Below are 25,533 nucleotides of genomic sequence, written 5' to 3'. Positions count from 1 at the left end.
ACCACGGCGTCTAGTGTGAAGACGATGGACAGCTCGACGGGCACCGATTCCCGCCCCGCAGGCATCAACAAGGTGGCGCGGGCGCGGTATCTGCTGGTGCGATGGTTGCTGCGTCAGCGTCTCGTCCGCGCAGCACTGCTCTACACCGGCAGCAGAGGCCCGGTTCTCGCCGACGCGGTGACCTACCGCGCCCTGTTCAGCGTGTTCGCCGGGGTGCTGCTGGGCTTCTCGCTCGCCGCGCTCTGGCTCACCCAGGACGACGCGGCGTGGGAGGCCGTCGTCGGTGCCGTGGATGCGGCGATCCCCGGCCTGCTCACGACCGCCGGCGGCGCGGGCATCGTCGACCCCGACACGATTCGCGCCCCGACAGGGCTCTCGCTCGCCGGCGCCATCTCGCTGGCCGGCCTGATCGGCTCGGCACTGGGCGCGATCAGCTCGTTGCGCACCGCCATCCGCACCGTGACCGGTACCGTGTCGGCGGATGTCGCCTGGTACCTGGTGGTGCTGCGCAACCTGCTGCTGGCCGCGTTGATCGGCCTCTCGTTCGCCGGCGCTGCGGCGCTGACCTTCTCCAGCGGTGTGCTGGTCGGTACGGCGTCGGATGTGCTGGGCGTGCCGGACGGCTCGGCGGTCGCGTTCTGGACGACCCGGGTGCTGTCCCTGCTGGTCGTGCTCTCGCTGAATGCGGTGCTCGTCGCCGCGGCGTTCCGCATCCTCTCCGGGGTGCGCGCATCAGCGCGGGCACTGTGGAGCGGCGCGTTGCTCGGCGCCATCGCGCTGCTCGTGCTGCAGGAGCTTTCGGGGCTGTTCGTCGGCGGGGCTCGTGCGAACCCACTGCTGACCTCGTTCGCGTCGCTACTGGCGCTCTTGCTGTGGCTGAACCTGTCGACGCAGGTGATTCTGTTGGCGAGCGCGTTCATCACCGTATCGGTGCGCGAGGAGCACGACCGCGTCGCCAGCAGGTTCGGTGCCGAGACGTTCGCCGAGGCAGCGTTGTACGGCGCCGAGCAGAACGTGCGGACTGCCACGGTCGCGCTGCGCGCGGCACAACGCGCGGTCGCCGAGGAACGCGACAAGGACTGAGCCTCGACGGCGCTGCGTGGCTACGGGCAGACGCCTGGTTCGAGAAGCGCCTCGTCGACGGCGATCCGACCGTCCGCCGAGATCTCGGCCACGATGCCCGTGCCGTCGATGCGCAGACCGGTCAGCGTGATCCCGGTCGGCAGCTGATCCGCGATGCACACTCGTTGCGGTCCCGCCAGGGCCGCACCGATGTCGCCGAACATGCCGGCCAGCCGCTGCAGGTCGACCTCGGCACCGGCCACCTCGACGGCGATCGGCGTGAGCATCAGATCGCCGTCATCGGCGCCCGGCGTCATGGTCAGCGCCAGCGGGATCTCGGCGCCGAGCACGGAGATGCCACCGTGAACGGTCACGTCGGGCTCGTCGAGGGTGATCTCGGTGATCGGCAACTCGACGCGTTCGAGCAGGCCGGCGAACTGCGACTGGTCGATAATGACCGTGCCCTCGGCGCCAGCGAGCGCACCACCACGTAGCGGAACCTGCGTCGCTGTCACCTGGGCCGCGCCGGTGACACCGCCGATCGTGACCTGATCGGATGACAGGCGCAGTTCATCGAGCGTGCCGCCGAGCAGCTGCGGCAGCAGCACGCCCTGCGTCTCGACATCGAGTTGCTGATCGGCCGGCAGGTCGAGCGCGTCGATCACCAGTCCCCGTACGGTCGCCGGGACGACCGCGCGGGCGATCACCTCTGCGGCGACCACGAACACGGCGAGCAGCGTCACGACGACGAGCACGACCCACGGCCACCGGGCACGCCGTCGCGACCGTCCGACCGCGGCCGTGTCTGTCATGTCACATCCGCTCGGGCGCCGAGACGCCGAGCAGCTCCAGTCCGTTGCGCAGCACCTGGCCGGTGGCATCGTTCAACCACAGCCGCGTGCGGTGCACCGTCTCGAGCGGGTCGTCGCCCTTCGGGATCACACGGCAGTTGTCGTACCAGCGGTGGTACAGACCGGCGAGTTCTTCGAGGTAGCGGGCCACACGGTGCGGTTCGCGCACCTCAGCGGCGAACGCCACGATGCGCGGGAACTCCTGGAGGGCGCCCAGCAGCGCGCTCTCGGTCTCATGCGTCAGCAGCTCGGGCGCGAAATCGGACCGGTCGACGCCGGAGTCGGCGGCGTTGCGGGCGACGTTGTGCGTGCGCGCGTGCGCGTACTGCACGTAGAAGACCGGGTTGTCATTGGTGCGCTTCTGCAGCAGCTCGGGGTCGAGGTCGAGCGGCGAGTCGGCCGGCGAGCGCTCCAGCGAGTAGCGCAGGGCATCCGCCCCGAGCCAATCGAGCAGGTCGTCCATCTCGATGATGTTGCCGGCACGCTTGCTGAGCCGCGCTCCCCCGATCGACACCATCTGACCGATGAGCACCTCGATGTTCTTGTCGGGGTCCTCGCCCGCAGCGCCCGCAACGGCCTTGAGCCGGTTGACGTAGCCGTGGTGGTCGGCGCCGAGCAGGTAGATCTTGTTCTCGAAGTCTCGGTCGCCCTTGTTCAGGTAGTAAGCGGCGTCGGCGGCGAAGTAGGTGTACTCGCCGTTCGAGCGCCGGATGACGCGATCCTTGTCATCCGTGAAGTCGGTGGTGCGCACCCACACCGCGCCGTCCTCGTCGAAGACGTGCCCCTGCTCGCGCAGGCGGTCGATCGCGCGCTCGATCAGGCTGGGGCCGCCGTCCTCGGCAGCCGCGTGCAGTGTGCGCTCCGAGAACCAGACGTCGAAGGGCACGTTGAAGCGCTCGAGCGAGTGCTGGATCTCGGCCAACTGGTAGGTGTACGCCTGGTCGCGCGCGACGACGAGCTGTTCGTCGGCGGGCAGCTCCAGCAACCCCGGATGCGCGTCGAGCACTCGACGGGCCAGGTCTGCGATGTACTCCCCCGGGTATCCGCCCTCGGGGGTCGGCTCGCCCTTGGCTGCGGCCAGCACCGACTGGCCGAAGCGCTCCATCTGGGCGCCGGCGTCGTTGATGTAGTACTCCCGCACGGCGCGCGCACCACTGGCGAGCAGCAGTCGCACGATCGAGTCACCCAGCGCGGCCCACCGTGTGTGCGCGATGTGCAGCGGCCCGGTCGGATTGGCCGAGACGAACTCGACGTTCACCGAGACGCCCGACTGGGAATCATTGGTTCCGTATGCCGCGCCCGCGTCGACGATGGTCTTGGCGAGTGCGCCGGCGGCACCGGCCTCGAGCCGGATGTTGATGAATCCCGGCCCCGCGACGTCGACCGAGGCGATGCCATCGGTCTCGACCAGCCGGTCGGCGATCTGCTGCGCGAGTTCGCGGGGGTTCGCGCCGAGTCCCTTCGCCAGCCGCATGGCGATGTTGGTCGCCCAGTCGCCGTGGTCGCGGTTGCGGGGGCGGTCAAGGACGATGTCGGATGCCGTGAGCTCCAGCTCTTCGTCGGGTCGTCGCGCGGCCGCGATCGGGACGAGGACGGCGAGGACTGCGGCGGAGAGGGATTCTGGACTCATATCCGCTCTATTCTATGGCTCGCCGCAGCCTGCGAGGATCAGCGGAATGCAGTGAGGGTGTCGGTCAGACGCGTGAGCATGTCCTCATCCGGCCGACCGCCACCGGCCCGCACCGCGAGCATGGCCGCGCCCACGGCGCCGTCGCTCACCGAGCGCATCTGCACCTGCTCAGCGCGGTCTCCCAGCCGCGCGAGGAATGCGTTTCGCAACGGTCCGGGCTGTGCCAGGACACTCCCGCCGATCACGAGGGGGCCGGGGTCGGTGAGCACGGCGGCGAGTGTGTCGGCGAGGCTCTCGCCCGCGGCGGTCAGGATGCCGAGCGCGACGTCGTCGGGGTCATCGAACGCGAGCGGTGCGAGGCCGGCGAGATCGATCGGCGGATGCGAGTACAGCACGCCGATGATCTGCTCCAGCTCCGGCGACCGGCCATTGTGGCGGGTGGTTGTGCGCGCAAGCCCGTGACGGGCGAGCAGGTGCTCGGTCAGGCGGGTGCGGGGCCCCGTGCCGTCCAGGTCCTGCACGACGGCCCTGGCGATGGCCTGGCCGATCCAGAAGCCGCTGCCCCGATCACCCAGCAGCCAGCCCAGACCGTCGGCTGCTCCGTCTATCCGCCCATCCTGCACGCGGATCACGCAGGCTCCTGTGCCCGAGACGAGGGCGTAGCCGAACGTCGATGCTGTTCCGCTGAAGTACGCCGCGAGCAGATCGGCTTCGAACGAGAGCACGCCGCTGAATCCCCGTTCGATGAGCCGGTCCTTCAGCCACGCGTCACCTCCGGCGGCACGCATACCCGCCATCGCCGCCACCACGACCGTCACGTCGGCGAGTGTGCGTGCCGTAGGCGCGAGCGCGGCATCGATGGCCGCCAGCACGCCGTCGGCGGCGAGCGCGGGTCCGGCTGAAATGGGGTTGCCGCGCCCGCCGACGCCGTATCCGAGGCAGTTGCCGGAGGCGTCTGTAAGCAGCGCACGGGTGGAAGTCCCCCCGGCGTCGAGGCCGATGAGGAGCGGTTCGTGATTCATTTGTGATCTTGTCCTGTTTGACGTTTTCGTCGCCTGAGAATAGTTTTCATTCCTACAGGGATCCGGATCGACGACGAGCCGGGCCACTTCGGAAGAAGTTGGAGGCAATGGTGCCACGGACCAACGGCGACGGCAACGGCCGCGGGATGACGATCGCCCGCCGCATCGCGGCACGGCGACGTACGATGCCCGCAGCGATGAGCAAGATCGCCGACGTCGTCACCGAGCATCCGACGGCGCCGGTCGAGCTGACGATCACCGAACTGGCCGAGCGCGCGGGTACCTCCGCTGCGACGGTGACCCGATTCTGCCGCGCGCTCGGGTTCGACGGCTACACGCAGTTCCGCGTCGGCGTGGCGAGCGAGATCGGCCGCGGCGGAGCCGATCAGAGCTGGCAGGCCGATATCGGCCGGGAGTTCGGTGCACACGACGAGGTCGGCAAGATGCTGCAGACACTGGTCGCGTTGCATGTGCAGAGCCTCGAGACCACCGCCGAGCACCTCGATCTCGATGCCGTCCTGCGCGTCGGCGATGCGATCGCCGCGAGCGACCATGTCGATATCTACGGCGTCGGCGGCAGCGGAGTGATCGCCCGGGAGTTCCAGGCGCGGCTGTACCGCATCGGCGTCAGGGCACACAGCTGGTCGGATGTGCACGAAGGGCTCACCAGTGCCGTCATGCAGAACCAGGACTCGGTCGCCATCGGTATCTCCAGCACGGGACGCACGGAAGAGACCGTGCAGATGCTGTCGCAGGCACGAGCGGCCGGCGCGTTCACCGTCGCCATCACGCACGACGCCGAATCGTGGCTGGCCGGCCTCGCCGATGTCTCGCTGTCCACCACCGCGCCGACCCCGTATCTGCGACCGGATGACCTGTCGGTCAAGCACTCGCAGCTGCTCGTGCTCGATCTGCTCTACCTGCTGGTCGCGCAGCAGACGTTCGGCGTCGCCACCACACACCTCGCGGCGAGCGCGATGGCCGTATCCGGCCACCGCCGCGCCACCCGTACCGCCAAGACACCCGTGTTCCAGGAGGAGACCCGATGACCGCTACCCCGACCGACCTGCTGCGTGAGGCGACGACCCGTCTGGAACGCCTCGCGGCGGATGCCGAAGCGGGCGCTCTCGACGACGCCATCGCCCTGATGGTCGGCGCGCTCGATGCCGGCGGCATCCTGCACGCGTTCGGCACGGGGCACTCCGAGGCGTTCGCGATGGAGATCGCCGGGCGCGCCGGTGGATTGATCCCCACGAACAAGTTCAGCCTGCGCGACATCGTCATGTTCGGCGACCGGGACGTCGCCGTACTCGACGGTGAACCACCGCTGGAGCGCGAGCCCTGGGTGGTCGACGAGTTGATGGCGACCGTGACGGTGCAGCCGCACGATGTGTTCCTCATCGCTTCGAACTCCGGCGTGAACGGCTCGATCGTCGGCACAGCCCTGTGGGCCAAGGAGCACGGCCACCCGGTGATCGCCGTGACCAGCCTCGAGCACACTGCGCGGGTCGAGCCCAAGCATCCGAGCGGCAAGCGACTCAGCGAGATCGCTGACGTCGTGATCGACAACCTTGCCCCCTTCGGCGACGCCACCCTCGACGTCTCCGACGGCGTCAGCGCCGGCGCTATCTCGTCGATCACCGCCGCGTTCATCGCGCAGTTGCTCACGCTGGGCGTGGCCCGCACGATCGCCGCGCGCGGTGAGACACCCCCGATGTACATCTCCGCCAACATTCCCGGCGGCGATGAGCACAACTCCGCCCTCGTGGATCGCTATCGCGACCGCATTCGGCGGGGAGCCTGATCGGGATCCCGGTCGGCCCGAAACCCACACACCGATCAACACATAAACGGAAGGTATTGAGATGGAACTCAACGAAGCATCCATCAGCCGTCGCAACCTGCTGCGCGGCGCGGCCGCCGCAGCGGTGCTGCTGCCGTTCGGCGCGACCCTCGCGTCCTGCGCAGCCCCCGGCGGTGGCGGCGGAGGCGGAGACGAACCGGCTGGCGAGGTCACCTCCGACAACCCGTTCGGCGTCGCCGCCAACTCGACCGTCGACGCCGTGATCTTCGACGGCGGCTACGGCATCGACTACGTCCAGAACGCCGCGAGCATCATGGAGGGCAACGCCGGTCTTGACGGTGTCACCGTCAAGGTCTCCGCCTCGACCAAGATCGCCCAGGAGCTGCAGCCTCGGTTCGTCGGCGGCAACCCGCCGGACCTCATCGACAACTCCGGTGCGAACTCGATCGGCTTCAACACCATCCTCGACCAGCTCGAGGACCTGTCCGAGGTGCTCGAATCGAACAACCTCGAAGGCGAGAAGATCGCCGACACACTGTTCGACGGTGTCAAGGCCCCGGGGACGTTCGGCGACAAGTTCGCCGCACTCAACTACGTCTTCACGACGTACGCGGTGTGGTACTCGGGCAGCCTGTTCGAGGAGAACGGCTGGGAGCCGCCGAAGACGTGGAAGGACCTCAAGGCTCTCGGTGCCGCCGCGAAGGAGAAGGACAAGTACCTCTTCTTGTGGGGCAAGGAGGCCGCGACCTACTACCAGACGTTCGTCGTCGACTCGGCGGTCATCCAGGCGGGCGACGATGTGCGTCTGCCGCTGGAGAACCTCGAAGAGGGCTGCTGGTCGCACCCGGCACTGCAGGGCATCCTCACCGAGCTGCACAGCCTCATCGAGGCGGGCTACGTCAAGCCCGGCGGTGCCGGCACGCAGTTCACGCAGGCTCAGGCGCAGTGGAGCCTCGACCAGGAGGCGCTGCTGTACCCGTCCGGCTCGTGGATCGAGAACGAGATGAAGGACACCACGGCAGATAACTTCCAGATGATGGGCGTGCGCGAGATGCCGCTCGACGACAGCGCGACGACCCCGGCGGGCTACATGCGTGCCGAAGCCGGTGAGCCGTTCATCGTGCCCACCAACGCGAAGAACCCTGCCGGTGGCAAGGAGCTGCTGCGCACGATGCTGTCGAAGCAGGCGGCATCCGACTTCTCGAAGAACAAGCTCGCTCCCACGGTCGTCAAGGGCACCGTGCCCGATGACGGTTTCGGGTCGACGGCGCTGGTGTCGCAGGTCGAGATGATCGACGCCGCCGGTTCGGGCATGTTCACCATCAAGTCGTTCAACCTGTACGGCATGAACTCCGACCAGCTGCCGATCTGGAACTCGTTCCTCGACGGCAAGATGAGCGTCGCCGAGATCACCAAGCAGCTGCAGGATCTGACCGACCGGATCCGCAACGACAGCTCCATCGAGAAGATCGAGATCAAGTGACCTCGCAGACCGCCTCTGGTGGTCCCCAGCTGCAGACCGCTGCGGCGACTGCAGCACGCACGGGGCGGCGCAAGCCGCCCCGTGCGGGGGTCCCGCGCAAACTCACGCTCGACTACGTGTCGTTCCTGATCGTGTTCCTGGGTCTCCCGGTCGCGATCTTCCTGATCTTCGTGATCTCGCCGTTCGTCCAGGCCGTCTACTACTCGATGACCAACTGGACCGGGTTCTCGGCGACCATGGACTTCATCGGCGTTCAGAACTTCGTGCGGCTGTTTCAGGATCCGACGTTCCTGCAGGCGATGGGCAACAACGCCCTGCTCGCGATTGTCGTGCCGCTGATCACGATCGCCATCGCCCTGATATTCGCGAGCATGATCACCGTCGGTGGTCCGAGCCACGGACAGGTGCGCGGGCTGAAGGCCTCGAGCTTCTACCGGGTTGTGTCGTTCTTCCCGTACGTCATCCCCGCGATCGTCATCGCGATCCTGTGGAACATGATCTACACCCCCAGCGGTCTGCTCAACGGCCTGATCGGGCTGCTCGGCATCGATATGAACGAGTACGCCTGGCTCGGCGACGAGCGCACGGCCATGGGCGCGACGATCTTCGTGATCGTGTGGAGCATGGTCGGGTTCTACATGGTGCTGTTCGTCGCCGCGATCAAGGGCATCCCCTCAGAGACGCTCGAGGCGGCTCGCATCGACGGCGCAGGTCGATTCCGTACAGTGATCTCGATCCTGCTGCCGCAGATCCGCGACAACGTGCAGACCGCGTACATCTACTTGGGCATCCTCGCCCTCGACGCCTTCGTCTACATGGCCGGTCTGAACGCGACCGGCGGACCTGGCAACAGCACGCTGGTGATGAGCCAGTACCTGTTCCGCACCGCGTTCGAGAAGGGCCAGTTCGGACTGGCCAGCGCGATGGGTGTCGTGCTCGCCGTGCTTACCCTGCTGTTCGCCGCGCTCGTGATCGGCGTGTTCCGCCTGATCGGCGGCAAGGATGAAGGAGGTCGCGCATGAGCACCGACACGCGCGCCGCGATCACGATCGACCCGAAATCAACCTCGCGCAAGGGCCTGCGCACACCGAAGGACACGACGAGCGACAAGGTGGTCGGCGGTCTCTCGCATGGCGTCCTAGCGGTCTGGTCGATCGTGGTCATCCTGCCGATGCTGTGGACCCTGGTCGGCTCGTTCAAGACGACCAAAGAGATCTTCGCCTCGCCGTTCGGACTACCCGCCGACTGGAACTTCGACAACTACGTCAACGCGTGGGTGAAGAACAACTTCGGCGGCATGTTCCTGAACACCGTCATCGTCGTGGGCGTCGCCCTCGTCCTGGTGATGGTGCTCGGCGCCATGTGCGCCTATGTGCTGGCGCGCTTCGCGCTCCCCGGCAGCCGAGTGATCTACTACCTCATGCTCGCGGGCCTGACCTTCCCGGTCTTCCTCGCGATCGTGCCGTTGTTCTTCATCCTGCAGGGTATGGGGCTGCTGAACACTCTGCCGGGTCTGATCATCACGTACGTGGCGTTCGCCCTGCCGTTCACCGTGTTCTTCCTGTTCTCGTTCTTCAAGTCGCTGCCGTACGAGATCCAGGAAGCTGCCTACGTCGATGGCGCCGGCGAGTGGCGGACGTTCTTCCAGGTGATGCTCCCGATGGCCAAGCCCGGAATGGCCGCCATCGCGATCATGAACTTCCTGGGCCTGTGGAACCAGTTCCTGCTGCCGATCTCGCTGAACACGAACCAGGACAACTACGTGCTCTCGCAGGGTATGGCCAACTTCGCCTCGGCCGCCGGCTACCAGGTCGACTTCGGCGCGATGTTCGCCGCGGTGATCATCACGATCGTCCCCGTGCTCGTGGTGTACGTGCTCTTCCAGCGTCAGCTGCAGGGGTCCGTCTCGCAGGGCACGTCGAAGTAGCATCCGTGTTCGCCCGGATCGCCCCTGCCCGCTTCAGCGGCGCGGGGGCGATCCGTGTCTCTTCGTCCACCGCGCCCGAGCTCGCTCGACGCGCCGACTCGCCTACACTCGCCCCATGACCCTGCACCCGCCGACCCGACGGCGCCGCATGGTCATCGCACTCGTCGGCGCGTTCGCCGTCGTCCTCGCGGTGGTCATCGGCATCACACGCCCCTGGAACACACCGGCGGAGACCACGCCGATCGCCGCGGGGCAGGACGGTGCCGTGCCCGCTCCGCTGCACCTTGCCGAACGGCCCCGGGTGCTCGTGTTCGGCGACTCATGGACGTATGGCTCGGCGGCGACCGAGCCGACGCTCGGCTATGCGTACCTGCTCGCCGACCTGATCGGCGGCGAGACCGTGGTTGCAGGGGTTCCGGGCAGCGGCTACCAGCGCCCCGGCCGCAACGGCCCGGCGTACGGTGAGCGCGTGGCGGCCCTGGATGCCACGATCGCGCCCGACCTCGTGATCATGCAGGGATCGATCAACGATCGCCGCGAGGATGCCGCCGGTTACCGCGCCGCTGTCACCGCCGTGTGGGACCAGCTGGCCGCCGTGTTCCCAGACGTACCGGTTGTCGTGCTCGGCCCCGCACCGCATGAGCTTCCCGTCGGCGCATCGACGGCGCGGATCGACCGGGACCTCGCGGATCTCGCCGCCGCGCGCAACTGGTGGTACATCTCGCCGGTGCAGCACGAGTGGATCACCGACCGGAACTACCTGGACGTGATCGATGTCGGCCCCGGACGCAAGCACCCCTCGAACGCCGGCCACGAGTACCTCGCCGAAAAGGTCGCCGAGGCTCTGGCAGAGTTCGCGGATGCGCCGGTGACGGCCGCGGACGGCCCCGAGGAATCGCCTGTCGAGTAGCGACCATCGGTCGAGGCCGGAGACGAAGAAGACCGCCCGGGAATCCGGACGGTCTCTTTGTGTGTGCCCCCGACAGGAGTCGAACCTGCGACCTACGGTACCGGAAACCGGCGCTCTATCCACTGAGCTACGGAGGCGAACTCAACGAGCTTATCAGTTGCCGGGGCCGCCTCTGCGCACCCTCGGCGCGCCCGGGTCGGCTCCGATCAACTGGCCTGGCTCGGTCAGCTGACCTGCAGAGTGGTGATGCACGTGGGCGCCTCGGCACCCCGTGTGGTGATCTCGACGCTACCGGCTTTGCCCTCGGTGGTAACCGCCACGGTCGCGTCGACGTCGCGGGGCAGCCAGTAGCCGATGAATCCGTTGTCGTAGGTCTCGGCCTGCTCGTCGACGTAGACCTCACCGGTGTCGGCGTCGGTGATGGTGATCTGAATATCGGTCTGCTGCATCTCGCCCACGCAGGAGTTGGGTGCGTGGAACGTGCAGTCGTGGGTTTGGGTGGCGAAAGGGGCGAAGGCGATGTAGACCTCGTCGTCGGGCATCGGCAGCAGCACGTCCTGGCCGGACTCGTCCACAAGAACCAGCTCGTCGGGGCGGATCGACGCCTGCAGTGTCTGCGGCCGATCGGTCAGCGCGGTGGTGTCGAGCTTCTCGATGACCTGCTTGGCGTCGAGTCCGTCGAGACCGTGCGCGCTCAACACATCGCTCTGCGAGGCGACGGAGCCGGCTGGTTCAGCAGCGGGCGAGCATCCGGTGATCAACAGGGTGAGGGCGAAGACGCCGGCGGCGAGCGCCGTGAGACGGGTACGCATGGCGCCACGGTAGTCACGACGTCTATGAACGCCCTGGTGCGCGGATCGGCTCAGACCAGAAACATCGGCAGCATGCCGGGGTTGTGCGCGTGCACCAGCACGGCGAAGACGACCGCGTCGAACAGCAGATGCACCGTGACCACGTACGCCAGGGAATGCGTGCGCAGGAAGATCCACCCCTGCAGAAGCGCGAACGGGATCGTCAGCAGCGGTCCCCACTCCCGGTACCCCAGTTCCCACAGGAACGACACGAACACGACGGCCTGCAGGATGTTCGCAGGCACAACGGGCATGTGCCGGCGCAGCAACGCGAAGACCGTGCAGATGAAGAACAGCTCATCCCAGATCCCTACCGCTCCGACGCCGACGAAGAGACGCGCGATGAGGTCGGGAGTGTCGACGACCGGCCAGTTCTGGTAGACCCCGCTGGTGATGAAGTAGAACGGCAGGATCAGCCAGCCCAGAGCCAGCACCCCGAAGAGCCAGATCCATTGCCAGCGCGCCCACCGCTGCCCCGTGCGCCACGGGAACGAGATCGCCCGGTCGCGGTACACGAACCGCGAGATCAGGTACGGCACCAGCACGGCACCGCCCAGCGCCAGCGTGAAGCGCAGCATCGCGAGGTCGTCGAGCTTCGCCTCGAGCGAGATGGCGTGCACGATCACCATGCCCACGGCGATGAGCGACAGGTCGCGTGTCAGCGAGGGGTCGGATGCCAGCATCCGACGTCTCTCGACGACCGCGGCCATCCCGATTCCGGCGACGAGCAGCAGCCATCCCTGCCACGTCCAGCCCAGCACGAAGAACGCCGGTGCCGCCGCGCACACCAGCGCGGCGGCGAGGACGCTGCGCCAGGCGGTGACCGTCACGCGCGCGGTACCCGACGGTACGTGAGGTCGCGGATGTCGCGCCCCTTCGCGATGCCCTTGCGTTCGAACGCGGTCATCACGCGACCGTCGAAGCGGTCGGCCCACTCCCCCTCGAACGCGCGCTCGAACTGCGGTGCCTCATCGAGCACCTCGCGCATCTGCAGGGCGTAGTCCTCCCAGTCGGTGGCCAGGCGCAGCAACCCGTCGTCAGCGATCGCCCGCGCGGCGATCTCGGGGAAGCCCGGCCGGATCATCCGCCGCTTGGTGTGGCGCTTCTTGTGCCAGGGGTCCGAGAAGAAGATCCAGACCTCGGATGCTGCCGCCTCGGGCAGGTACGTCGAGAGCACCTCAGGGGCGTTCGCCTCGGCCAGGCGCAGGTTGCGCGCACCGGCCTTGTCGGCATCGAGCATGGTGCGGGCGAGTCCGGCGCGGAAGACCTCGACGGCGAGGAAGTCGTCGTCGGGTCGTGAGGATGCCGCCGAGACGATCGCGTGGCCCTGCCCGGAACCGATCTCGACGATCAGCGGTGCGGTGCGTCCGTATGCGGATGCCACGTCCAGCCGCGCCTGCGGGTGCACGGATGTGAAGGCGACGTCGCGCGGCACATCGAGCAGGTAGAACGGGGCGAGCTCGGCGAATGCCCGCTCCTGCCCCTCCGACATCCGGCCGCTGCGGCGCACGAACGAGACCGGTTCGTCGCGGAAGGTGCGTGGTTCTGGCATCCCTCCAGGGTACCGGCGCGGGTGTTCAGCCACGGGCGTGCGGCTCGGTGACGAAGTCGATGAGCTCTTCGACCCGCCCCAACAGGGCGGGCTCCAGGTCTCGGAAGGTAGTCACCCGCGACAGGATGCGCTTCCAGGCGTGCGCGATGTCTGTCTGGTCGTCGGCGGGCCAGCCGAATGCCCGGCAGATGCCGGTCTTCCAGTCGGTTCCGCGCGGGATCTGCGGCCACGCACGGATACCCATCGCCGCCGGTGTCACGCACTGCCAGACGTCGATGAACGGATGACCGACGATCTTCAGGTGGGCCCCGTGCGGGCCCCGCATGATCTGATCGACGATCCGGGTCTCCTTCGAGCCGGCGACGAGATGGTCGACCAGCACCCCATACCGGCGCGTCGCCGTCGGCGGCGCCTCGGCCAGCAACTCATCGAGGCGATCGAGCCCCTGCAGGTACTCCACGACCACGCCCTCGACGCGCAGATCGGCACCCCAGACCTTCTCGACCAGTTCCGCATCGTGGCGACCCTCGACCAGGATGCGGCTCGGCAGCGCTGTGCGTGCCCGGTCGTCAGCGGGTGCGTACGACCCCGACGCGGTGCGCCGCGGGCCCGACGGGGCGCGTGCGGGCACGACCAGGCGCACCGGACGCCCCTCAATGAGAAAGCCGCCACCGAGCGGGAAGCTGCGCCGGCGCCCCTTCCAGTCCTCGAGTTCGACCAGCCCCGCCTCGACGCGGGTGATCGCCCCGCAGTATCCGTCGTCGGCGACCTCGACGACGAGATCCCTCTGCGCTGCGACGTCGGTCGTCGTGGGTACACCCCGCTTGCGCCATCCGTCGGCGAGGACGTCGGTGCCGTATCTGTCGTCCATGCCTTCCAGCGTATGCGTCTGCGCCGACAGCGAACGCCGCACGCGCGGATGCTGTCGCGCGTCGGTCGCAGTGCATAGACTCGACGCATGGGGGCTCGGCAGCCGAGTGGAGGGAACACTATGCGAACACGGTGGCTGCTCTCTGCCGCCCTGCTGCTCAGCGCGGCGCTGACTGCCATCACCGGCTCAGCGGCCTCGGCCACCGCTCCGGTGACGCTCGATGCGGGCTACGTCACCGATACCGCCGGGGTGCTCTCGCCCGCGCAGGAGGATGCCGCCGAACAACGCCTGCAGGAGCTGACTGAGAACTCCTCGGCCGATCTGTTCGTGGTGTTCGTCGACGAGTTCTCGTCGCCCGCCGATCGCATCGCCTGGGCCGACACGGTCGCCGAGCAGAACAACCTCGGCCCCGAGCAGTATCTGCTCGCCGTGGCCGTCGAGCAGCGGGCGTACTACATCTCGGCAGCTACCGGCGGCCCACTCAGCGACAGCAGATTGAGCGCCATCGAGGACAGCATCCAACCCCTTCTCGCTCAGAACGACTGGAGCGGCGCGATCGCCCTCGCCGCCGACGAGATCCAGGGCGACGGCGGTGCAGGACTGCTGCGCGTCATGCTGGTGCTGGTGGCGGTCGCCGCCGTCATCATCGTGATCTGGCTGATCGTGCGCGCGATCCGGCGCCGCAGACGCGCGGCCGCGATCCGCGCCCGCGGAGCCATGCCCGCCACCCCCGACCCGAACGATCCGTTCTCGACGCTCACCGATGAGCAGGTGCAGACTCAGGCGGGATCGGCGCTGGTGCAGGCGGACGACGCGATCACCTCGAGCCGCGAGGAACTGGGCTTCGCCATCGCGCAGTTCGGCGACCAGGCGACCGAGGGATTCGCACAGGTCGTCCAGACGGCACGCGAGAAGCTCTCCGAGGCCTTCGGCCTGCGCCAGAAGCTCGACGACGAGATCGAGGACTCCATCCACGACCGGCGCGCGTGGAACATCCGCATCATCGAACTGTGTGACGAGATCGACGACCTGCTCGAGGACAACACCGAGGCGTTCGAAGCGCTGCGCGCGCTGCAGCAGAACGCACCGGCCGAGCTCGAACGCGTACGTGCCGAGCGCGCCGCGCTCACGCCGTTGCTGGCACACGTCGGCCCGGCGCTGACGGCACTGCACGGCGAGTATGACGCGGATGCCCTCTCGACCGTCACGGACAACCCCGAACAAGCGCACGAGCGGGCGATGCTCGCCGACCACGCCATCGAATCCGCCGCAGCGTCGATCGCCGCCGGACAGACCGGCCCGGCAGCATTCGGCATCCGCACCGCCGAGCAGGCCGTCGCGCAGGCGACTCAGCTCGTCACGGCCGTCTCGACGCTCGGTGACGAGCTGCACGCTCTCGAGACGCAGGCCCAGGCGCTCGTCTCTGAGCTGCAGGCCGATGTGACCGCCGCACAGGCCCTGCCCGACCCGGACGGGCAGATCGCCGCCACCGTGAACTCCGTGCGCTCCCGGCTCGCCGAGGCCGCCGCGAATCTCAGCGGACAGTCGCGCAGCCCGCAGCGGATGCTGAGTGCGCTGACCGCCGCCAACACGCAGATCGACGCCGCGATCGCCCGGGGGCACGAGACACTCGCACAAGCCCAGCGCCAGAAGGCGCTGCTGTCGCAGACTCTGGCTCAGGCAAGCTCCGAGGTGCGCGCCGCGCGCACCTTCATCGACACCCGTCGCGGTGGCATCGGCTCCACGGCCCGCACGCGCCTGTCGCAGGCCGAGGCGGCGCTGGACCAGGCGATCGCGGTGCAGCCCTCCGACGAACGCACCGCGCTCTCCGAAGCTGAACGCGCCCTTTCGCTCGCCCGCCAGGCTTCACAGCACGCTCGCAGCGACGTCGACGCGTACGCCCGCCGCGGCGCTCAGGACGGCTGGGCGAGCTGGGGCGGTGACCCCTTCGGCGGCGGCTCCGGTCGCAGCTCGGGCTCCGGAATCGCGGGGGACATCGTCGGCGGCATCATCGGCGGGCTGATCGCCGGCGCAAGCTCCTCACGACGTTCCTCCGGTGGTTCGCGCTCCCGCGGCTTCCGCTCGGGCGGCGGCGGTTTCCGCAGCTCAGGCTTCGGCGGCGGGCGGTCAGGAGGCCGCAGTGGCCGCTCCGGAGGAGGCCGATTCTGACCCCCGCTCATTCCGACTCGACTTCATGATCCCGTCCCCTGAAAGGAACAACCCATGACCAAGCAGTCCATCTTCGGGCGCATCTCGACCCTCGTCCGCGCAAACATCAACTCGCTCCTCGACTCCGCCGAGGACCCGCAGAAGATGATCGACCAGCTCGTGCGCGACTACACGAACAACATCGCCGAGGCAGAGTCGGCCATCGCCGAGACCATCGGCAACCTGCGCCTGCTCGAGCGCGACCACCAGGAGGACGTGCAGTCCGCCAAGGACTGGGGCAACAAGGCCATCGCAGCCAGCCGCAAGGCCGATGAGCTGCGCGGCGGCGGCCACACCGCCGACGCCGACAAGTTCGACAACCTCGCCAAGATCGCCCTGCAGCGTCAGATCGGTGCCGAGCGTGAGGCCCGTGCCGCCGAGCCGCAGATCGCGACGCAGACCGAGATCGTCGACAAGCTCAAGGACGGTCTCAACGGCATGAAGACCAAGCTGGGCGAACTGAAGACCAAGCGCAGCGAGCTGCTCGCCCGCGCCAAGGTCGCCGAGGCGCAGACCAAGGTGCAGGACGCCATCGGCTCGATCAACGTGCTCGACCCCACCAGCGAACTGGGCCGTTTCGAAGACAAGATCCGCCGCCAGGAGGCCCTGGCACAGGGCAAGGCCGAGCTCGCGGCCTCGTCGCTGGATGCACAGTTCGAGAGCCTGGAAGACCTCGGTGAGCTGACCGAGGTCGAGGCGCGGCTCGCCGCGCTGAAGGTCGGCGGCAAGCCGCAGGGCGCCCTCGAATCCGAGTGATTCCCCGGGGCGGATGCCGGTGGCATCCGCCCCATCTCTCCCCCGGAGAACGTCATGACCCGTTTTCTCATCACCCCGCAGTGGCAGGGATCGCCGTCGGCCCGCGCCATGCTGCTGATCGACGGCGCAACAGCGATCTCGGGTGACCTGCCACGCAAGGACACCATCACCCTCGACGTGCCGATGGAGGCCGGTGAGGCGCTCGGTACCGGTGTTCATCGCCTCAGCTCACTGTTGCGCGTGCGCGAACTGCTGCGCGAGACGATGTCGCACTCCGACGAGACGACCATCGTCGTCGGCGGCGACTGCAGCGTCAGCGCCTTCGCGCTGTCAGCGATCGACACCTCCGATCTGGCGGTGCTCTGGTGCGACGCCCACCCGGACCTGCACGACCCCGGCTCCTCCCCCTCCGGGGCGTTCTCAGGCATGGCGCTGCGTGCCGTCCTCGGCGACGGAGAAGGTCAGCTGGCGCTATCGCCCGGCATTCCGCGCGAACGCGTCGTGATGCTCGGCACGCGCATCATCGACGCCGCGGAGCAGCCCGAACTCGATCGGCTGACGCGGTTCTCCCCCACCGACTTCGACGCAGATTCCGTCGCCGAAGCGGTGCGCTCGACGGGGGCGTCGCGCGTCTGGGTGCACATCGACGTCGACGTGCTCGACCCCTCGACGATCTCCGGCGTGTCGGATGCCGCTCCGTTCGGCACCACGACCGCCGCACTGGTCACGGCGATCCGCCAGGTACGCGAGCACGTGCCGCTGGCGGGTGCCACGATCGCCGGCTTCGCTCCGCGCGGCCCCGAGGACGCTGTGCAGGACATGGGGTCGATCCTGCGGCTGATCGGCGCCGTGGCGTGAGCGACGACTGGCGTTCGGAAGCCGAACGCGTTCTGCAGCGCGGGCGACGCCTCGATCGCCGCATCCCCTCGTTCCTGTTGCGTTCCCCGATCAGTCGCTTCGGCTATTGGTGGGGCACCGCCGTCGGCTGGACCTGGGGCACCCTGTGGAGCACCGGCCGTGTCGAGCGACGAGAGGGCCTCTGGGTGTTCCGCGGGATGCCGAAGTGGACATTCATGCGCGGTGGCGTCTGCGTCGGCGGATGCTTCCTGACCGGCGATGCCTCGCCGTCCGATGCGGTGTTGCGACACGAGGCCGTTCACAAGCAGCAGTGGCTGCGCTACGGCTTCCTCACCCCGGTGATGTACCTGTTCGCCGGGAGGGATCCGCTACGCAACCGCTTCGAGATCGAGGCCGGTCTGGAAGACGGCGGCTATGTGCGCCGCCGACGCAATCAGCGCACGCTCAGGCCGTAGCGCTCCGGAGCGGTGATCGCCGTAGCATCCACAGTGAGTGTCTCTGTCAGGTGTTCGATGATGTCGGCCGTGCTCAAGAACCCGCCGAGCAGGGTCACCTCGGTGCGCAGCGCCTCGGGGCCGGCATCGCAGAGCATCTCATCGGCCCACGCGATGGCTGCCCTGGTGAGCGCCTCGCCGGTGGCGCATCGGCGAGCGGAGCCGATCGCTCCAACGGGGCGTGCCCGCGGCAACCAGGTGACAGTCATGCGCGGCGGCGCCGTGACGATGCTGACGTCGCCCGCTTCAGGCACCTCGATGAACACGCGGCCGACCGCACACAGCGGAAGAGTGGCCAGGACCGCCTCGAGTTCGGCGAGCGCGTTCTCGTCGGCCGTGATGAGGTGCTGCACCTGCGGGCGACGGGACGCCCGGCGCGCAGCGCGGGTGCCGGCGGCGGTCTCGACAGTGCTCATGATGCACTCAGTCTACACCCGATGTAGGCATGCCTTACCTACATAGCGCGTCACTCGACGAGGAAGGCCCGCAGCGCGTCGAGCTCGGCGCCCGACATCCCCACCGCGCGCAGGTACTCCGCCGCTGATCCGTAGCGCTCATCGATATCGGCAAGCAGCGCCGCCATCACCGGCGCCGGAGACTCGGTGGCGAGTTGGATCGCATTCCGCGAATCGGGCAGGCGCGTGCGAAAGTACTCCACCACCGCACGTGTGCGCGCCTCGGGCAGTTGCGAGGCCGTGAGCGCATAGTCGGCAACTACGGCACCCCGATCCGCTCCCACGGCGCTCAAGGCCAGTGCCACGGTCACACCGGTGCGGTCTTTGCCCACCGTGCAGTGCACCAGCGTCGGCACACCCTGCGCGATCAGACGTATCGCCTGAGCGAGCCGATCAGCAGACTCATCGACCAGGTGGCGGTACATGCCGGACAAGTCGATGTCCTCGGTGAAGAAGGAAGCGGTCGATCCCAGAAAGAGCGGAATCCGGGTCGTCGGCACCGACGCCAGCGCCGAGGGTTCGGCCCGGACCTCGTCGTCGGCACGCAGATCGACGACGCGCTGCACGCGCCCGGCAAGCAAGGCGCTGCCCGCGGGGGTGAGGCCGGCCAGCTGCCCCGAGCGCAATAGGCGGCCGGCGCGCACCCGACCGGCACCGACGGGAATACCGCCGACGTCGCGGAGGTTGCTGACCCCGGGAACCCGGATGATCGTCATCGGCACGTTCCGGGGCGTCGCGACTGACTCATGGCCCCAGCCTAGGCCAACGGATCCGAGCAGTTCCCCACGGCGGAAATGCAGATAGCCAAGCAGGCAGAGTCAATTATCAGCATTACGATAGTTGTTTCGCGATGTGACGTTACGAATTGATCCCGCATTTCCTGCTGACCCCCGACGGATAGGACAATATCGTCGTGACAACACACGCCGACGAGTTCCGCTACCTGCCCGGCCAGGCCGAGATGCTCGGCGTCGGCCTGCCCGCAGCACGACGCATCGCGCACACGCTACCGGACGGACGCACCCTGAGCGCGCTCGCCTACGGCGACGGCCCCGCCGACGTAACCCTGTTGCACGGCGCCGGCCTGAACGCCCACACGTGGGACACCGTCAATCTTCTGCTCGGGCGCCCCGCCCTGGCGATCGACCTCGCCGGGCACGGCGACTCCTCGTGGCGCGAGGATCTGGATTACTCACCCGGCTCGCTCGCCGACGACGTCGCACATGCCTTGCGTGCCCGCACCACCGTCCCCCAGGTGCTCATCGGGCACTCGCTCGGCGGACTCGCGGCCGCGGTAGTCGCCGCCCGGCACCCCGAGTTGGTCCGTGAACTCATTCTCGTCGACGTGGTTCCCGGCCTCGACACCGATGCCGCTCCCGCTGTGCTGCGCGACTTCTACACCGTGACCGAGTTCGATTCCCGCGACGACGCGGTCGCCCGGGCCCGGTCGTTCGGTTTCGGCGGAACGATCCAGGACACCGAGCGCGGCGTCTTCTTCAACACCCGCGTGCGCGCCGATGGCCGCGTCGAGTGGAAGCACCACTTCGCACAGATCATCGGACACGCCTTCGACGCACTCAACGCCGAGCGACGGGCATCCGACGATCCCTGGCAAGATCTCGTCGCCGTCCCGGCACCGGTGTCGCTCGTTCGCGGTACCCGGGGATTCCTGCGCGACGCCGACGTCACCGAGTTCTCCCGCAGACTCCCTGCGGCAACCGTCGTCACCGTCGACGCCGGCCATAACGTTCAGGAGACGTCGCCGGCATCCCTCGCCGATCTCGCCTCCGCCGCCCTCACCCGAACGCACCGCTGACCCGAGCGACGCGACACAGCACCCCTCCGAGAGGACCTACCCTTGTTTTCCTTCACCCGCGCACGTCAATCCGGACGCGTCGCCGCGATCGCCCTGATCGCCACCGGCGCGCTCGTGCTCAGCGCCTGCAGCAGCAACGCCCCCGAAGCGACGCCGACGGCCACCGGCGCACCCGACCCGGATGCGACCCTCAGCGTCGGCCTCGTGCTCGAACCCACCAACCTCGACATCCGGCACACCAGCGGCGCCGCCCTCGAGCAGATCCTGGTCGACAACATCTACGAGGGCCTCGTGACCCGCACTCAGGACAACGAGATCGTCGAGCGCCTTGCCAGCGCATACGAGATCTCGCCCGATGGCCTCACCTACACCTTCACGCTGAACGACGACATCACGTTCCACGACGGCAGCGAGCTCACCTCAGCCGACGTGGTCGCCTCGTACAAGGCCGTCCAGTCCGACGCGGCAGTGCAGGGCAATGCGCAGTTCGCCGGTGTGGACTCGATCGATGCCCCGGACGCGACGACGGTGGTCATCACTCTCACCGAGCCCGACCAGAACTTCCTGTTCACTCTCACCGGCCCCGCAGGACTGGTGTTCGCGAAGGGCGACAAGACTGACCTGAAGACCGCTGAGAACGGCACGGGTCCCTTCGTGCTCGACCGCTGGACCAAGGGCAGCTCGATCAGCTTCGACCGCTTCGACGAGTACTGGGGAGAGCAGGCCACCGTCGCCGAGGTGGTCTTCCACTACATCCCTGACTTCACCGCCGGCGTGAACGCGGCGCTGGACGGCACGCTCGACGTGCTCACGGCAGTCGACCCGAATCTGGTGCCGCAGCTCGAAGAGACCGGTGAGTTCGTCGTCACCACCGGACGCACCACCGACAAGGCCACTCTCGCCTTCAACAACGCCCAAGCCCCGCTGGACGATGTGAAGGTGCGAGAAGCGCTCCGCCTGGCGATCGACCACGACGCGCTCGTTCAAGCCGTTGGGGCCGGGCAGACGATGTTCGGGCCGATCCCCGAACTCGATCCCGGCTACGAGGACCTGTCCGACGTCGCGCCGTACGATCCGTCGCGTGCACGAGAGCTGCTGGCTGAGGCCGGCCACGAAGAGCTCGACCTCACCCTGACGATCCCGTCGTTCTACGGCACGACCGCCGCTCAGGTGCTGATCTCGGACTTCGCGAAGGTCGGTGTATCGCTCGAGGTCAAGCGCGTCGAGTTCGCCACCTGGCTCGAGGACGTCTACACCAACCACGACTACGAGCTGAGCTTTGTGCTGCACGTCGAGCCGCGCGATTTCGGCAACTGGGCCAACCCCGACTACTACTTCGGCTACGACAACGCCGAGGTGCAAGACCTGTACACGCAGGCACTGACCGAGACCGACGCCGAGCGTTCCGCCGAGCTCCTGGCCGAGGCCGCTCGCCTCGTCTCCGAAGATCACGCCGCTGACTGGCTGTACAACGGCGCCACCCTGACGGCGCTGCTGCCCGGCGTCTCGGGCTTCCCCGAGGACTCGATCAACTCGCGTATCGACCTCGCCGGCGTCACGAAGACCGCAGACTGACCTGTGCTCCGTTACACGCTCACACGAGGAGCCCTGCTGGTCGCAGGGCTCCTCGTGTCGAGCGTGATCATCTTCCTGACGCTGCGTGTCCTCCCCGGCGACGTCGCCCAGCTCATCGCCGGCACACAGGCATCCGCAGAGACGGTCGAGGCGCTGCGGCAGTCGCTCGGTCTGGACCGGCCACTCATCGTGCAGTACCTGGAATGGATCGGCGGCGTTCTGCGCGGTGACCTCGGCACCTCGCAGCTCAGTGGCGCCTCGGTCTCGGCGGAACTGCTCGAGAAGGCACAGGTCACCGTGCCGCTCGGGCTGATGGCGCTGACGATCGCCCTGCTCATCGCTGTACCGTTCGGCATCGTCTCGGCCATGCTGCGCGGCCGCGCCGGTGGCACGGCGATGAGCGTCAGCGCGCAGGCCGTCGCGGCCGTCCCGGTGATCTGGGCCGGCATGATGCTCGTCGTCGTCTTCGCCCACTGGCTCGGGTGGCTGCCCGCGCAGGGCTTTCCCCGCACCGGCTGGGCGACGCCCGGCAAGGCCTTCGAGGCGCTGCTGCTGCCGGCGTTGACGATCGGCCTCGTCGAGGGCGCCATGCTGATGCGCTTCGTGCGCAGCGCCACCCTGCAGGCGGCGGGCCAGGACTTCGTGCGCACCGCAGCAGCCAAGGGACTCACCCGGCGCCGCGCCCTGGTGCAGCACGGCATCCCCGCTGTCGGCCTGTCGATCGTGACGGTGCTCGGCCTGCAGATCGCGGGGATCATCGTCGGCTCGGTCGTGATCGAGCAGCTGTTCACCCTGCCGGGCATCGGTCGGATGCTGGTTGCCGACGTCGGCACCCGTGATCTCGTCAAGGTGCAGAGCGAGTTGCTGGTACTCACCGGGTTCGTGCTGATCATCGGGTTCATCGTCGACCTGGTGCATCACGCCATCGACCCGCGACAGAGAGAGGCCGCTTGATGCCCCGCTGGATGCGCGTGCTGCTGTCGTCGGCGACCGGCTGGTTCGGCATGGTCGTGGTGCTGACCGTCGCGCTGACCGCCCTGGTGTCGCTGGTGTGGACGCCTTTCGACCCGATGCTCACGGATGTCAAGGGGCGCTGGGCGCCCCCGGGGTGGCCCCATCTGCTCGGCACCGATGCGACGGGCCGCGACATCCTCAGCCTGCTGATGGCAGGAGCACGCACCACCGTCTTCGTCGCCGTGGGCGCCGGCATCGTGGCCACCGCGGTCGGCATGCTGCTGGCGGCGCTGGGCGCACTCACGGCACGCTGGATGCGCGAGACCGTCGCGGTCCTGGTCGACATCTTGATCGCCTTCCCTGTGCTGATGATCGCCATGATGATCTCGGCGGTCTGGGGCGGTTCACTGTGGGTGGTCGTGATCTCGGTCGGCATCGGGTTCGGCGTGAGCATCGCGCGCGTCACCCGCCCCGAGCTGCGCCGTGTGCAGAAGAGCGACTTCGTGCTGGCCGGACGCGCCAGCGGATTGACGGCCGGGCAGAACCTCGTGCGTCACCTGCTGCCGAACGTGGCCCCCGTGTTCATCGTGCAGCTGTCGTGGTCGATGGCGGTGGCCGTTCTCGCCGAGGCCGGTCTGTCGTACCTCGGGTTCGGCGCCTCGCTGGCCGATGCCTCGTGGGGCACGCTGCTGGCCGAGCTGCAGCGCTACATCGGCGTGCATCCGCTTTCGGTGGTGTGGCCGGGCCTGGCGATCACGATCACCGTTCTCGGCCTGAACCTGCTCGGCGACGCGCTGCGCGAGGCCACCGATCCGACGCTGTCGCGCCGCGCGGCGCAGGTGCATGTGCCGGAGGTGGTGGCATGAGTCTGCAGGTGGAGGACCTGGTCGTCGAGATCGGCGGGCGGCGCGTGCTCGACGGTGTCTCGTTCGAGGTGAGCGACGGTCAGCGTCTTGGCCTGATCGGCGAGTCCGGTTCCGGCAAGTCGGTGACGGCGCTCGCTGTGCTCGGGTTGCTGCCGGAGGGCGCGGTCGCGCGCGGCAGCGTCCGCTGGAACGGCATCGAGTTGCTGGGCATGCGCGATCGCGAACTGGCTGAGCTACGCGGCGACGAGATCGGGATGGTCTTTCAGGAACCGCGCACCGCCCTCAACCCGATCCGCACCGTCGGCCGTCAGATCGCTGAGGCCATCCGCATCCACGAACGCGTGCCGCGGAGGCAAGCGCGCGAGAGGGCGATCGCCGAGGCCGCCCGCGTGCACCTTCCCGACCCCGAGACCGTCGTCGACCGCTACCCGCACCAACTGTCGGGTGGCCAGCGCCAGCGCGTCGCGATCGCCATGGCGCTGGCCTGCCGGCCACGTCTGCTCATCGCCGATGAACCGACCACCGCACTGGATGTCACGATCCAGGCCGAGATCCTTCGGCTGCTGCTCTCGCTGGTCTCGGAAGAGGGCATGTCGCTGGTCTTCATCACCCACGACCTTGCCGTCCTCTCGCAGGTGGCCACGCATGGCGTCGTTCTCGATGCGGGCACGGTTATCGAGTCCGCACCGATCGGCACTCTGCTGTCAGCACCGCAGGCACCGGTCACCCAAGCGTTGCTGCGCGATGCGACCGCCACCCTGTGGCGTCCCGAGGGAGGCGCATCGTGACGCTCATCCGCGCCGAGGGCCTGAGCAGGCGCTTCCCCGTGCCGAAGCGGCACGTGTTCGAGAAGCAGCGCGAGTCGACGGCGCTCGAGCCCACCGACCTCGAGATCGCCGAGGGCGAATCACTCGGCCTGATCGGAGAGTCGGGTTCGGGTAAGTCGACACTGATACGGCTGCTGCTGGGCCTTGACCGTCCGTCCGGCGGTCGCGTGATCGTCGACGGACGCGATGTGGATGCCACGGCGCGCGCCCGTTCGCTGCACTGGTTGCGGCGCCAGACCGGGCTCGTGTTCCAGGACCCGTATGCGTCGCTGGACCCGCGCATGACCGCGGGGCAGATCATCGCGGAGCCATTGTGGGCGCTCGATGTCCCCGGCGACCATCGTGCGCGCGTGCGCGATGTGCTCGTGCAGGTCGGCCTGGACGCCGACATGGCCGATCGTCATCCGCACGAGTTCTCGGGCGGCCAGCGACAGCGCATCGCCATCGCGAGGGCGATCGCCCACCGCCCGCGCATCCTCGTCGCTGATGAGCCGATGTCGGCGCTCGATGTGACCGTCCGCGCCCAGGTGCTCGCGCTCTTCCAGCAGTTGCGCGCCGAGCAGGGACTCACTCTGATTGTCGTGTCGCATGACATCGGTCTCGTGCAGAACCTCAGCGACACCGTCGCGGTGATGAAGGACGGCCGCATCGTCGAGCGGGGCACCACCGCCGCCGTGCTGCAGCATCCGCGCGAGGACTACACGCGCCAACTGCTCGCTGCGATCCCGTCCATCCGCCGTCCCTGAGGCGGCCGGTGCGTG

Annotated in this window: 26 protein-coding genes and 1 tRNA gene; 17 read left to right on the top strand and 10 right to left on the bottom strand. The window is 68.2% G+C overall.

Annotated elements, in window-relative coordinates:
• Positions 1–24: 24 nt before the first annotated feature.
• Entirely contained in the window at positions 25–1,083 is a 1,059-nt protein-coding gene (locus ACLD0U_RS04145; RefSeq protein ID WP_410339917.1) for a YhjD/YihY/BrkB family envelope integrity protein, read from the top strand.
• A 20-nt stretch (positions 1,084–1,103) separates the two neighbouring features.
• Here ACLD0U_RS04145 and ACLD0U_RS04140 read toward each other — a convergent pair whose 3' ends face one another.
• From ACLD0U_RS04140 to ACLD0U_RS04130, 3 genes are read right to left on the bottom strand one after another with little or no spacing between them, the layout of a single operon-like run.
• The gene (locus ACLD0U_RS04140) at positions 1,104–1,874 is read right to left on the bottom strand and encodes an LmeA family phospholipid-binding protein (protein ID WP_410339916.1); all 771 of its coding nucleotides are present in this window, start codon (positions 1,872–1,874) and stop codon (positions 1,104–1,106) included.
• A gap of 1 nt (position 1,875) precedes the next feature.
• The gene (argS, locus tag ACLD0U_RS04135; RefSeq protein ID WP_410339915.1) at positions 1,876–3,543 is read right to left on the bottom strand and encodes an arginine--tRNA ligase; all 1,668 of its coding nucleotides are present in this window, start codon (positions 3,541–3,543) and stop codon (positions 1,876–1,878) included.
• A 38-nt stretch (positions 3,544–3,581) separates the two neighbouring features.
• A complete protein-coding gene (locus ACLD0U_RS04130; protein WP_410339914.1) occupies positions 3,582–4,565 on the bottom strand; it encodes an N-acetylglucosamine kinase in 984 nt (327 codons plus the stop codon).
• A gap of 110 nt (positions 4,566–4,675) precedes the next feature.
• Here ACLD0U_RS04130 and ACLD0U_RS04125 point away from each other — a divergent pair, with 110 nt between their 5' ends.
• The 6 genes from ACLD0U_RS04125 (at position 4,676) to ACLD0U_RS04100 (ending at position 10,689) form a co-directional block, all read left to right on the top strand.
• Positions 4,676–5,614 (top strand): MurR/RpiR family transcriptional regulator, encoded by a 939-nt coding sequence (locus ACLD0U_RS04125; protein ID WP_224817617.1) that lies wholly within the window; start codon positions 4,676–4,678, stop codon positions 5,612–5,614.
• On the top strand, positions 5,611–6,369 hold the full coding sequence (locus ACLD0U_RS04120; RefSeq protein ID WP_206550096.1) for a sugar isomerase domain-containing protein: 759 nt from the start codon (positions 5,611–5,613) through the stop codon (positions 6,367–6,369). Before ACLD0U_RS04125 ends, ACLD0U_RS04120 begins: the two co-directional genes overlap by 4 nt.
• Positions 6,370–6,430: 61 nt before the next feature.
• Positions 6,431–7,852 (top strand): N-acetylglucosamine/diacetylchitobiose ABC transporter substrate-binding protein, encoded by a 1,422-nt coding sequence (gene ngcE, locus ACLD0U_RS04115; protein WP_179411186.1) that lies wholly within the window; start codon positions 6,431–6,433, stop codon positions 7,850–7,852.
• Complete coding sequence (locus ACLD0U_RS04110) at positions 7,849–8,874, top strand: sugar ABC transporter permease (protein WP_318247839.1); 1,026 nt, start codon at positions 7,849–7,851, stop codon at positions 8,872–8,874. Before ngcE ends, ACLD0U_RS04110 begins: the two co-directional genes overlap by 4 nt.
• Positions 8,871–9,779 (top strand): carbohydrate ABC transporter permease, encoded by a 909-nt coding sequence (locus ACLD0U_RS04105; protein WP_274368749.1) that lies wholly within the window; start codon positions 8,871–8,873, stop codon positions 9,777–9,779. Before ACLD0U_RS04110 ends, ACLD0U_RS04105 begins: the two co-directional genes overlap by 4 nt.
• A gap of 115 nt (positions 9,780–9,894) precedes the next feature.
• Positions 9,895–10,689 carry an SGNH/GDSL hydrolase family protein gene (locus tag ACLD0U_RS04100; RefSeq protein ID WP_410339913.1) on the top strand — a complete coding sequence of 265 codons (795 nt, stop codon included), beginning with the start codon at positions 9,895–9,897 and terminating at the stop codon, positions 10,687–10,689.
• A gap of 64 nt (positions 10,690–10,753) precedes the next feature.
• Here ACLD0U_RS04100 and ACLD0U_RS04095 read toward each other — a convergent pair.
• The 5 genes from ACLD0U_RS04095 to ACLD0U_RS04075 all read right to left on the bottom strand — a co-directional run bounded on the left by ACLD0U_RS04095 (position 10,754) and on the right by ACLD0U_RS04075 (position 13,963).
• A tRNA-Arg gene (locus ACLD0U_RS04095) sits at positions 10,754–10,826 on the bottom strand.
• Between the two features lie 87 nt (positions 10,827–10,913).
• Positions 10,914–11,501, bottom strand: coding sequence for a CueP family metal-binding protein (locus ACLD0U_RS04090; RefSeq protein ID WP_179411221.1), 588 nt, complete (start codon positions 11,499–11,501; stop codon positions 10,914–10,916).
• Positions 11,502–11,551: 50 nt separating this feature from the next.
• Complete coding sequence (locus ACLD0U_RS04085; RefSeq protein ID WP_410339912.1) at positions 11,552–12,370, bottom strand: CPBP family intramembrane glutamic endopeptidase; 819 nt, start codon at positions 12,368–12,370, stop codon at positions 11,552–11,554.
• Positions 12,367–13,092: a tRNA (guanosine(46)-N7)-methyltransferase TrmB gene (gene trmB / locus ACLD0U_RS04080; protein ID WP_179411223.1), complete on the bottom strand. Its 726-nt coding sequence runs from the start codon at positions 13,090–13,092 to the stop codon at positions 12,367–12,369. Before trmB ends, ACLD0U_RS04085 begins: the two co-directional genes overlap by 4 nt.
• A 25-nt stretch (positions 13,093–13,117) precedes the next feature.
• A complete protein-coding gene (locus tag ACLD0U_RS04075; protein WP_206550101.1) occupies positions 13,118–13,963 on the bottom strand; it encodes a DUF3097 domain-containing protein in 846 nt (281 codons plus the stop codon).
• 120 nt (positions 13,964–14,083) lie between these two features.
• On the opposite strand from ACLD0U_RS04075, the gene ACLD0U_RS04070 reads away from it, so the two are divergent.
• From ACLD0U_RS04070 to ACLD0U_RS04055, 4 genes are read left to right on the top strand one after another with little or no spacing between them, the layout of a single operon-like run.
• Positions 14,084–16,132 (top strand): TPM domain-containing protein, encoded by a 2,049-nt coding sequence (locus ACLD0U_RS04070; RefSeq protein WP_410339911.1) that lies wholly within the window; start codon positions 14,084–14,086, stop codon positions 16,130–16,132.
• Between the two features lie 54 nt (positions 16,133–16,186).
• Positions 16,187–16,927, top strand: coding sequence for a PspA/IM30 family protein (locus tag ACLD0U_RS04065; RefSeq protein WP_410339910.1), 741 nt, complete (start codon positions 16,187–16,189; stop codon positions 16,925–16,927).
• A gap of 54 nt (positions 16,928–16,981) precedes the next feature.
• The gene (locus ACLD0U_RS04060) at positions 16,982–17,785 is read left to right on the top strand and encodes an arginase family protein (protein WP_410339909.1); all 804 of its coding nucleotides are present in this window, start codon (positions 16,982–16,984) and stop codon (positions 17,783–17,785) included.
• Positions 17,782–18,240 (top strand): Fe-S oxidoreductase, encoded by a 459-nt coding sequence (locus tag ACLD0U_RS04055; protein WP_410339908.1) that lies wholly within the window; start codon positions 17,782–17,784, stop codon positions 18,238–18,240. The genes ACLD0U_RS04060 and ACLD0U_RS04055 overlap by 4 nt, the downstream gene beginning before the upstream one ends.
• Here ACLD0U_RS04055 and ACLD0U_RS04050 read toward each other — a convergent pair.
• A complete protein-coding gene (locus tag ACLD0U_RS04050) occupies positions 18,219–18,695 on the bottom strand; it encodes an SIP domain-containing protein (protein ID WP_206550104.1) in 477 nt (158 codons plus the stop codon). The genes ACLD0U_RS04055 and ACLD0U_RS04050 overlap by 22 nt on opposite strands.
• Positions 18,696–18,745: 50 nt before the next feature.
• Positions 18,746–19,450 (bottom strand): tyrosine-protein phosphatase, encoded by a 705-nt coding sequence (locus ACLD0U_RS04045; protein WP_410339907.1) that lies wholly within the window; start codon positions 19,448–19,450, stop codon positions 18,746–18,748.
• A 197-nt stretch (positions 19,451–19,647) separates the two neighbouring features.
• Between ACLD0U_RS04045 and ACLD0U_RS04040 the strand changes: the two genes are divergently transcribed.
• From ACLD0U_RS04040 to ACLD0U_RS04015, 6 genes are read left to right on the top strand one after another with little or no spacing between them, the layout of a single operon-like run.
• Positions 19,648–20,550, top strand: a complete 903-nt coding sequence (locus ACLD0U_RS04040) for an alpha/beta fold hydrolase (RefSeq protein ID WP_410339906.1) — start codon at positions 19,648–19,650, stop codon at positions 20,548–20,550.
• Between the two features lie 42 nt (positions 20,551–20,592).
• Positions 20,593–22,125, top strand: coding sequence for an ABC transporter substrate-binding protein (locus ACLD0U_RS04035; RefSeq protein ID WP_410339905.1), 1,533 nt, complete (start codon positions 20,593–20,595; stop codon positions 22,123–22,125).
• 3 nt (positions 22,126–22,128) lie between these two features.
• A complete protein-coding gene (locus tag ACLD0U_RS04030; RefSeq protein ID WP_206820711.1) occupies positions 22,129–23,079 on the top strand; it encodes an ABC transporter permease in 951 nt (316 codons plus the stop codon).
• Complete coding sequence (locus ACLD0U_RS04025; protein WP_410339904.1) at positions 23,079–23,945, top strand: ABC transporter permease; 867 nt, start codon at positions 23,079–23,081, stop codon at positions 23,943–23,945. The genes ACLD0U_RS04030 and ACLD0U_RS04025 overlap by 1 nt, the downstream gene beginning before the upstream one ends.
• Positions 23,942–24,733 (top strand): ABC transporter ATP-binding protein, encoded by a 792-nt coding sequence (locus tag ACLD0U_RS04020; protein WP_179411232.1) that lies wholly within the window; start codon positions 23,942–23,944, stop codon positions 24,731–24,733. The genes ACLD0U_RS04025 and ACLD0U_RS04020 overlap by 4 nt, the downstream gene beginning before the upstream one ends.
• Positions 24,730–25,518 (top strand): ABC transporter ATP-binding protein, encoded by a 789-nt coding sequence (locus ACLD0U_RS04015; RefSeq protein WP_410339903.1) that lies wholly within the window; start codon positions 24,730–24,732, stop codon positions 25,516–25,518. The genes ACLD0U_RS04020 and ACLD0U_RS04015 overlap by 4 nt, the downstream gene beginning before the upstream one ends.
• Positions 25,519–25,533: the final 15 nt, after the last annotated feature.

It is taken from the genome of Microbacterium sp. 2216-1 (assembly GCF_046507855.1).
In the GTDB taxonomy this organism is placed as follows: domain Bacteria; phylum Actinomycetota; class Actinomycetes; order Actinomycetales; family Microbacteriaceae; genus Microbacterium; species Microbacterium esteraromaticum_C.
Note: the sequence above shows the minus strand (reverse complement) of the source record. Positions and strands in the feature narration are given on the sequence as shown.

Excerpts from the sequence above, each read along its gene's own strand:
- ACLD0U_RS04130 (WP_410339914.1), bottom strand. The coding sequence starts at position 4,565 with ATGAATCACGAACCGCTCCTCATCGGCCTCGACGCCGGGGGGACTTCC.
- ngcE (WP_179411186.1), top strand. The coding sequence starts at position 6,431 with ATGGAACTCAACGAAGCATCCATCAGCCGTCGCAACCTGCTGCGCGGC.
- trmB (WP_179411223.1), bottom strand. The coding sequence starts at position 13,092 with ATGCCAGAACCACGCACCTTCCGCGACGAACCGGTCTCGTTCGTGCGC.
- ACLD0U_RS04120 (WP_206550096.1), top strand. The coding sequence starts at position 5,611 with ATGACCGCTACCCCGACCGACCTGCTGCGTGAGGCGACGACCCGTCTG.
- ACLD0U_RS04090 (WP_179411221.1), bottom strand. The coding sequence starts at position 11,501 with ATGCGTACCCGTCTCACGGCGCTCGCCGCCGGCGTCTTCGCCCTCACC.
- argS (WP_410339915.1), bottom strand. The coding sequence starts at position 3,543 with ATGAGTCCAGAATCCCTCTCCGCCGCAGTCCTCGCCGTCCTCGTCCCG.
- ACLD0U_RS04140 (WP_410339916.1), bottom strand. The coding sequence starts at position 1,874 with ATGACAGACACGGCCGCGGTCGGACGGTCGCGACGGCGTGCCCGGTGG.
- ACLD0U_RS04145 (WP_410339917.1), top strand. The coding sequence starts at position 25 with ATGGACAGCTCGACGGGCACCGATTCCCGCCCCGCAGGCATCAACAAG.
- ACLD0U_RS04060 (WP_410339909.1), top strand. The coding sequence starts at position 16,982 with ATGACCCGTTTTCTCATCACCCCGCAGTGGCAGGGATCGCCGTCGGCC.
- ACLD0U_RS04045 (WP_410339907.1), bottom strand. The coding sequence starts at position 19,450 with ATGACGATCATCCGGGTTCCCGGGGTCAGCAACCTCCGCGACGTCGGC.
- ACLD0U_RS04105 (WP_274368749.1), top strand. The coding sequence starts at position 8,871 with ATGAGCACCGACACGCGCGCCGCGATCACGATCGACCCGAAATCAACC.
- ACLD0U_RS04025 (WP_410339904.1), top strand. The coding sequence starts at position 23,079 with ATGCCCCGCTGGATGCGCGTGCTGCTGTCGTCGGCGACCGGCTGGTTC.
- ACLD0U_RS04070 (WP_410339911.1), top strand. The coding sequence starts at position 14,084 with ATGCGAACACGGTGGCTGCTCTCTGCCGCCCTGCTGCTCAGCGCGGCG.
- ACLD0U_RS04065 (WP_410339910.1), top strand. The coding sequence starts at position 16,187 with ATGACCAAGCAGTCCATCTTCGGGCGCATCTCGACCCTCGTCCGCGCA.
- ACLD0U_RS04020 (WP_179411232.1), top strand. The coding sequence starts at position 23,942 with ATGAGTCTGCAGGTGGAGGACCTGGTCGTCGAGATCGGCGGGCGGCGC.
- ACLD0U_RS04100 (WP_410339913.1), top strand. The coding sequence starts at position 9,895 with ATGACCCTGCACCCGCCGACCCGACGGCGCCGCATGGTCATCGCACTC.
- ACLD0U_RS04075 (WP_206550101.1), bottom strand. The coding sequence starts at position 13,963 with ATGGACGACAGATACGGCACCGACGTCCTCGCCGACGGATGGCGCAAG.
- ACLD0U_RS04050 (WP_206550104.1), bottom strand. The coding sequence starts at position 18,695 with ATGAGCACTGTCGAGACCGCCGCCGGCACCCGCGCTGCGCGCCGGGCG.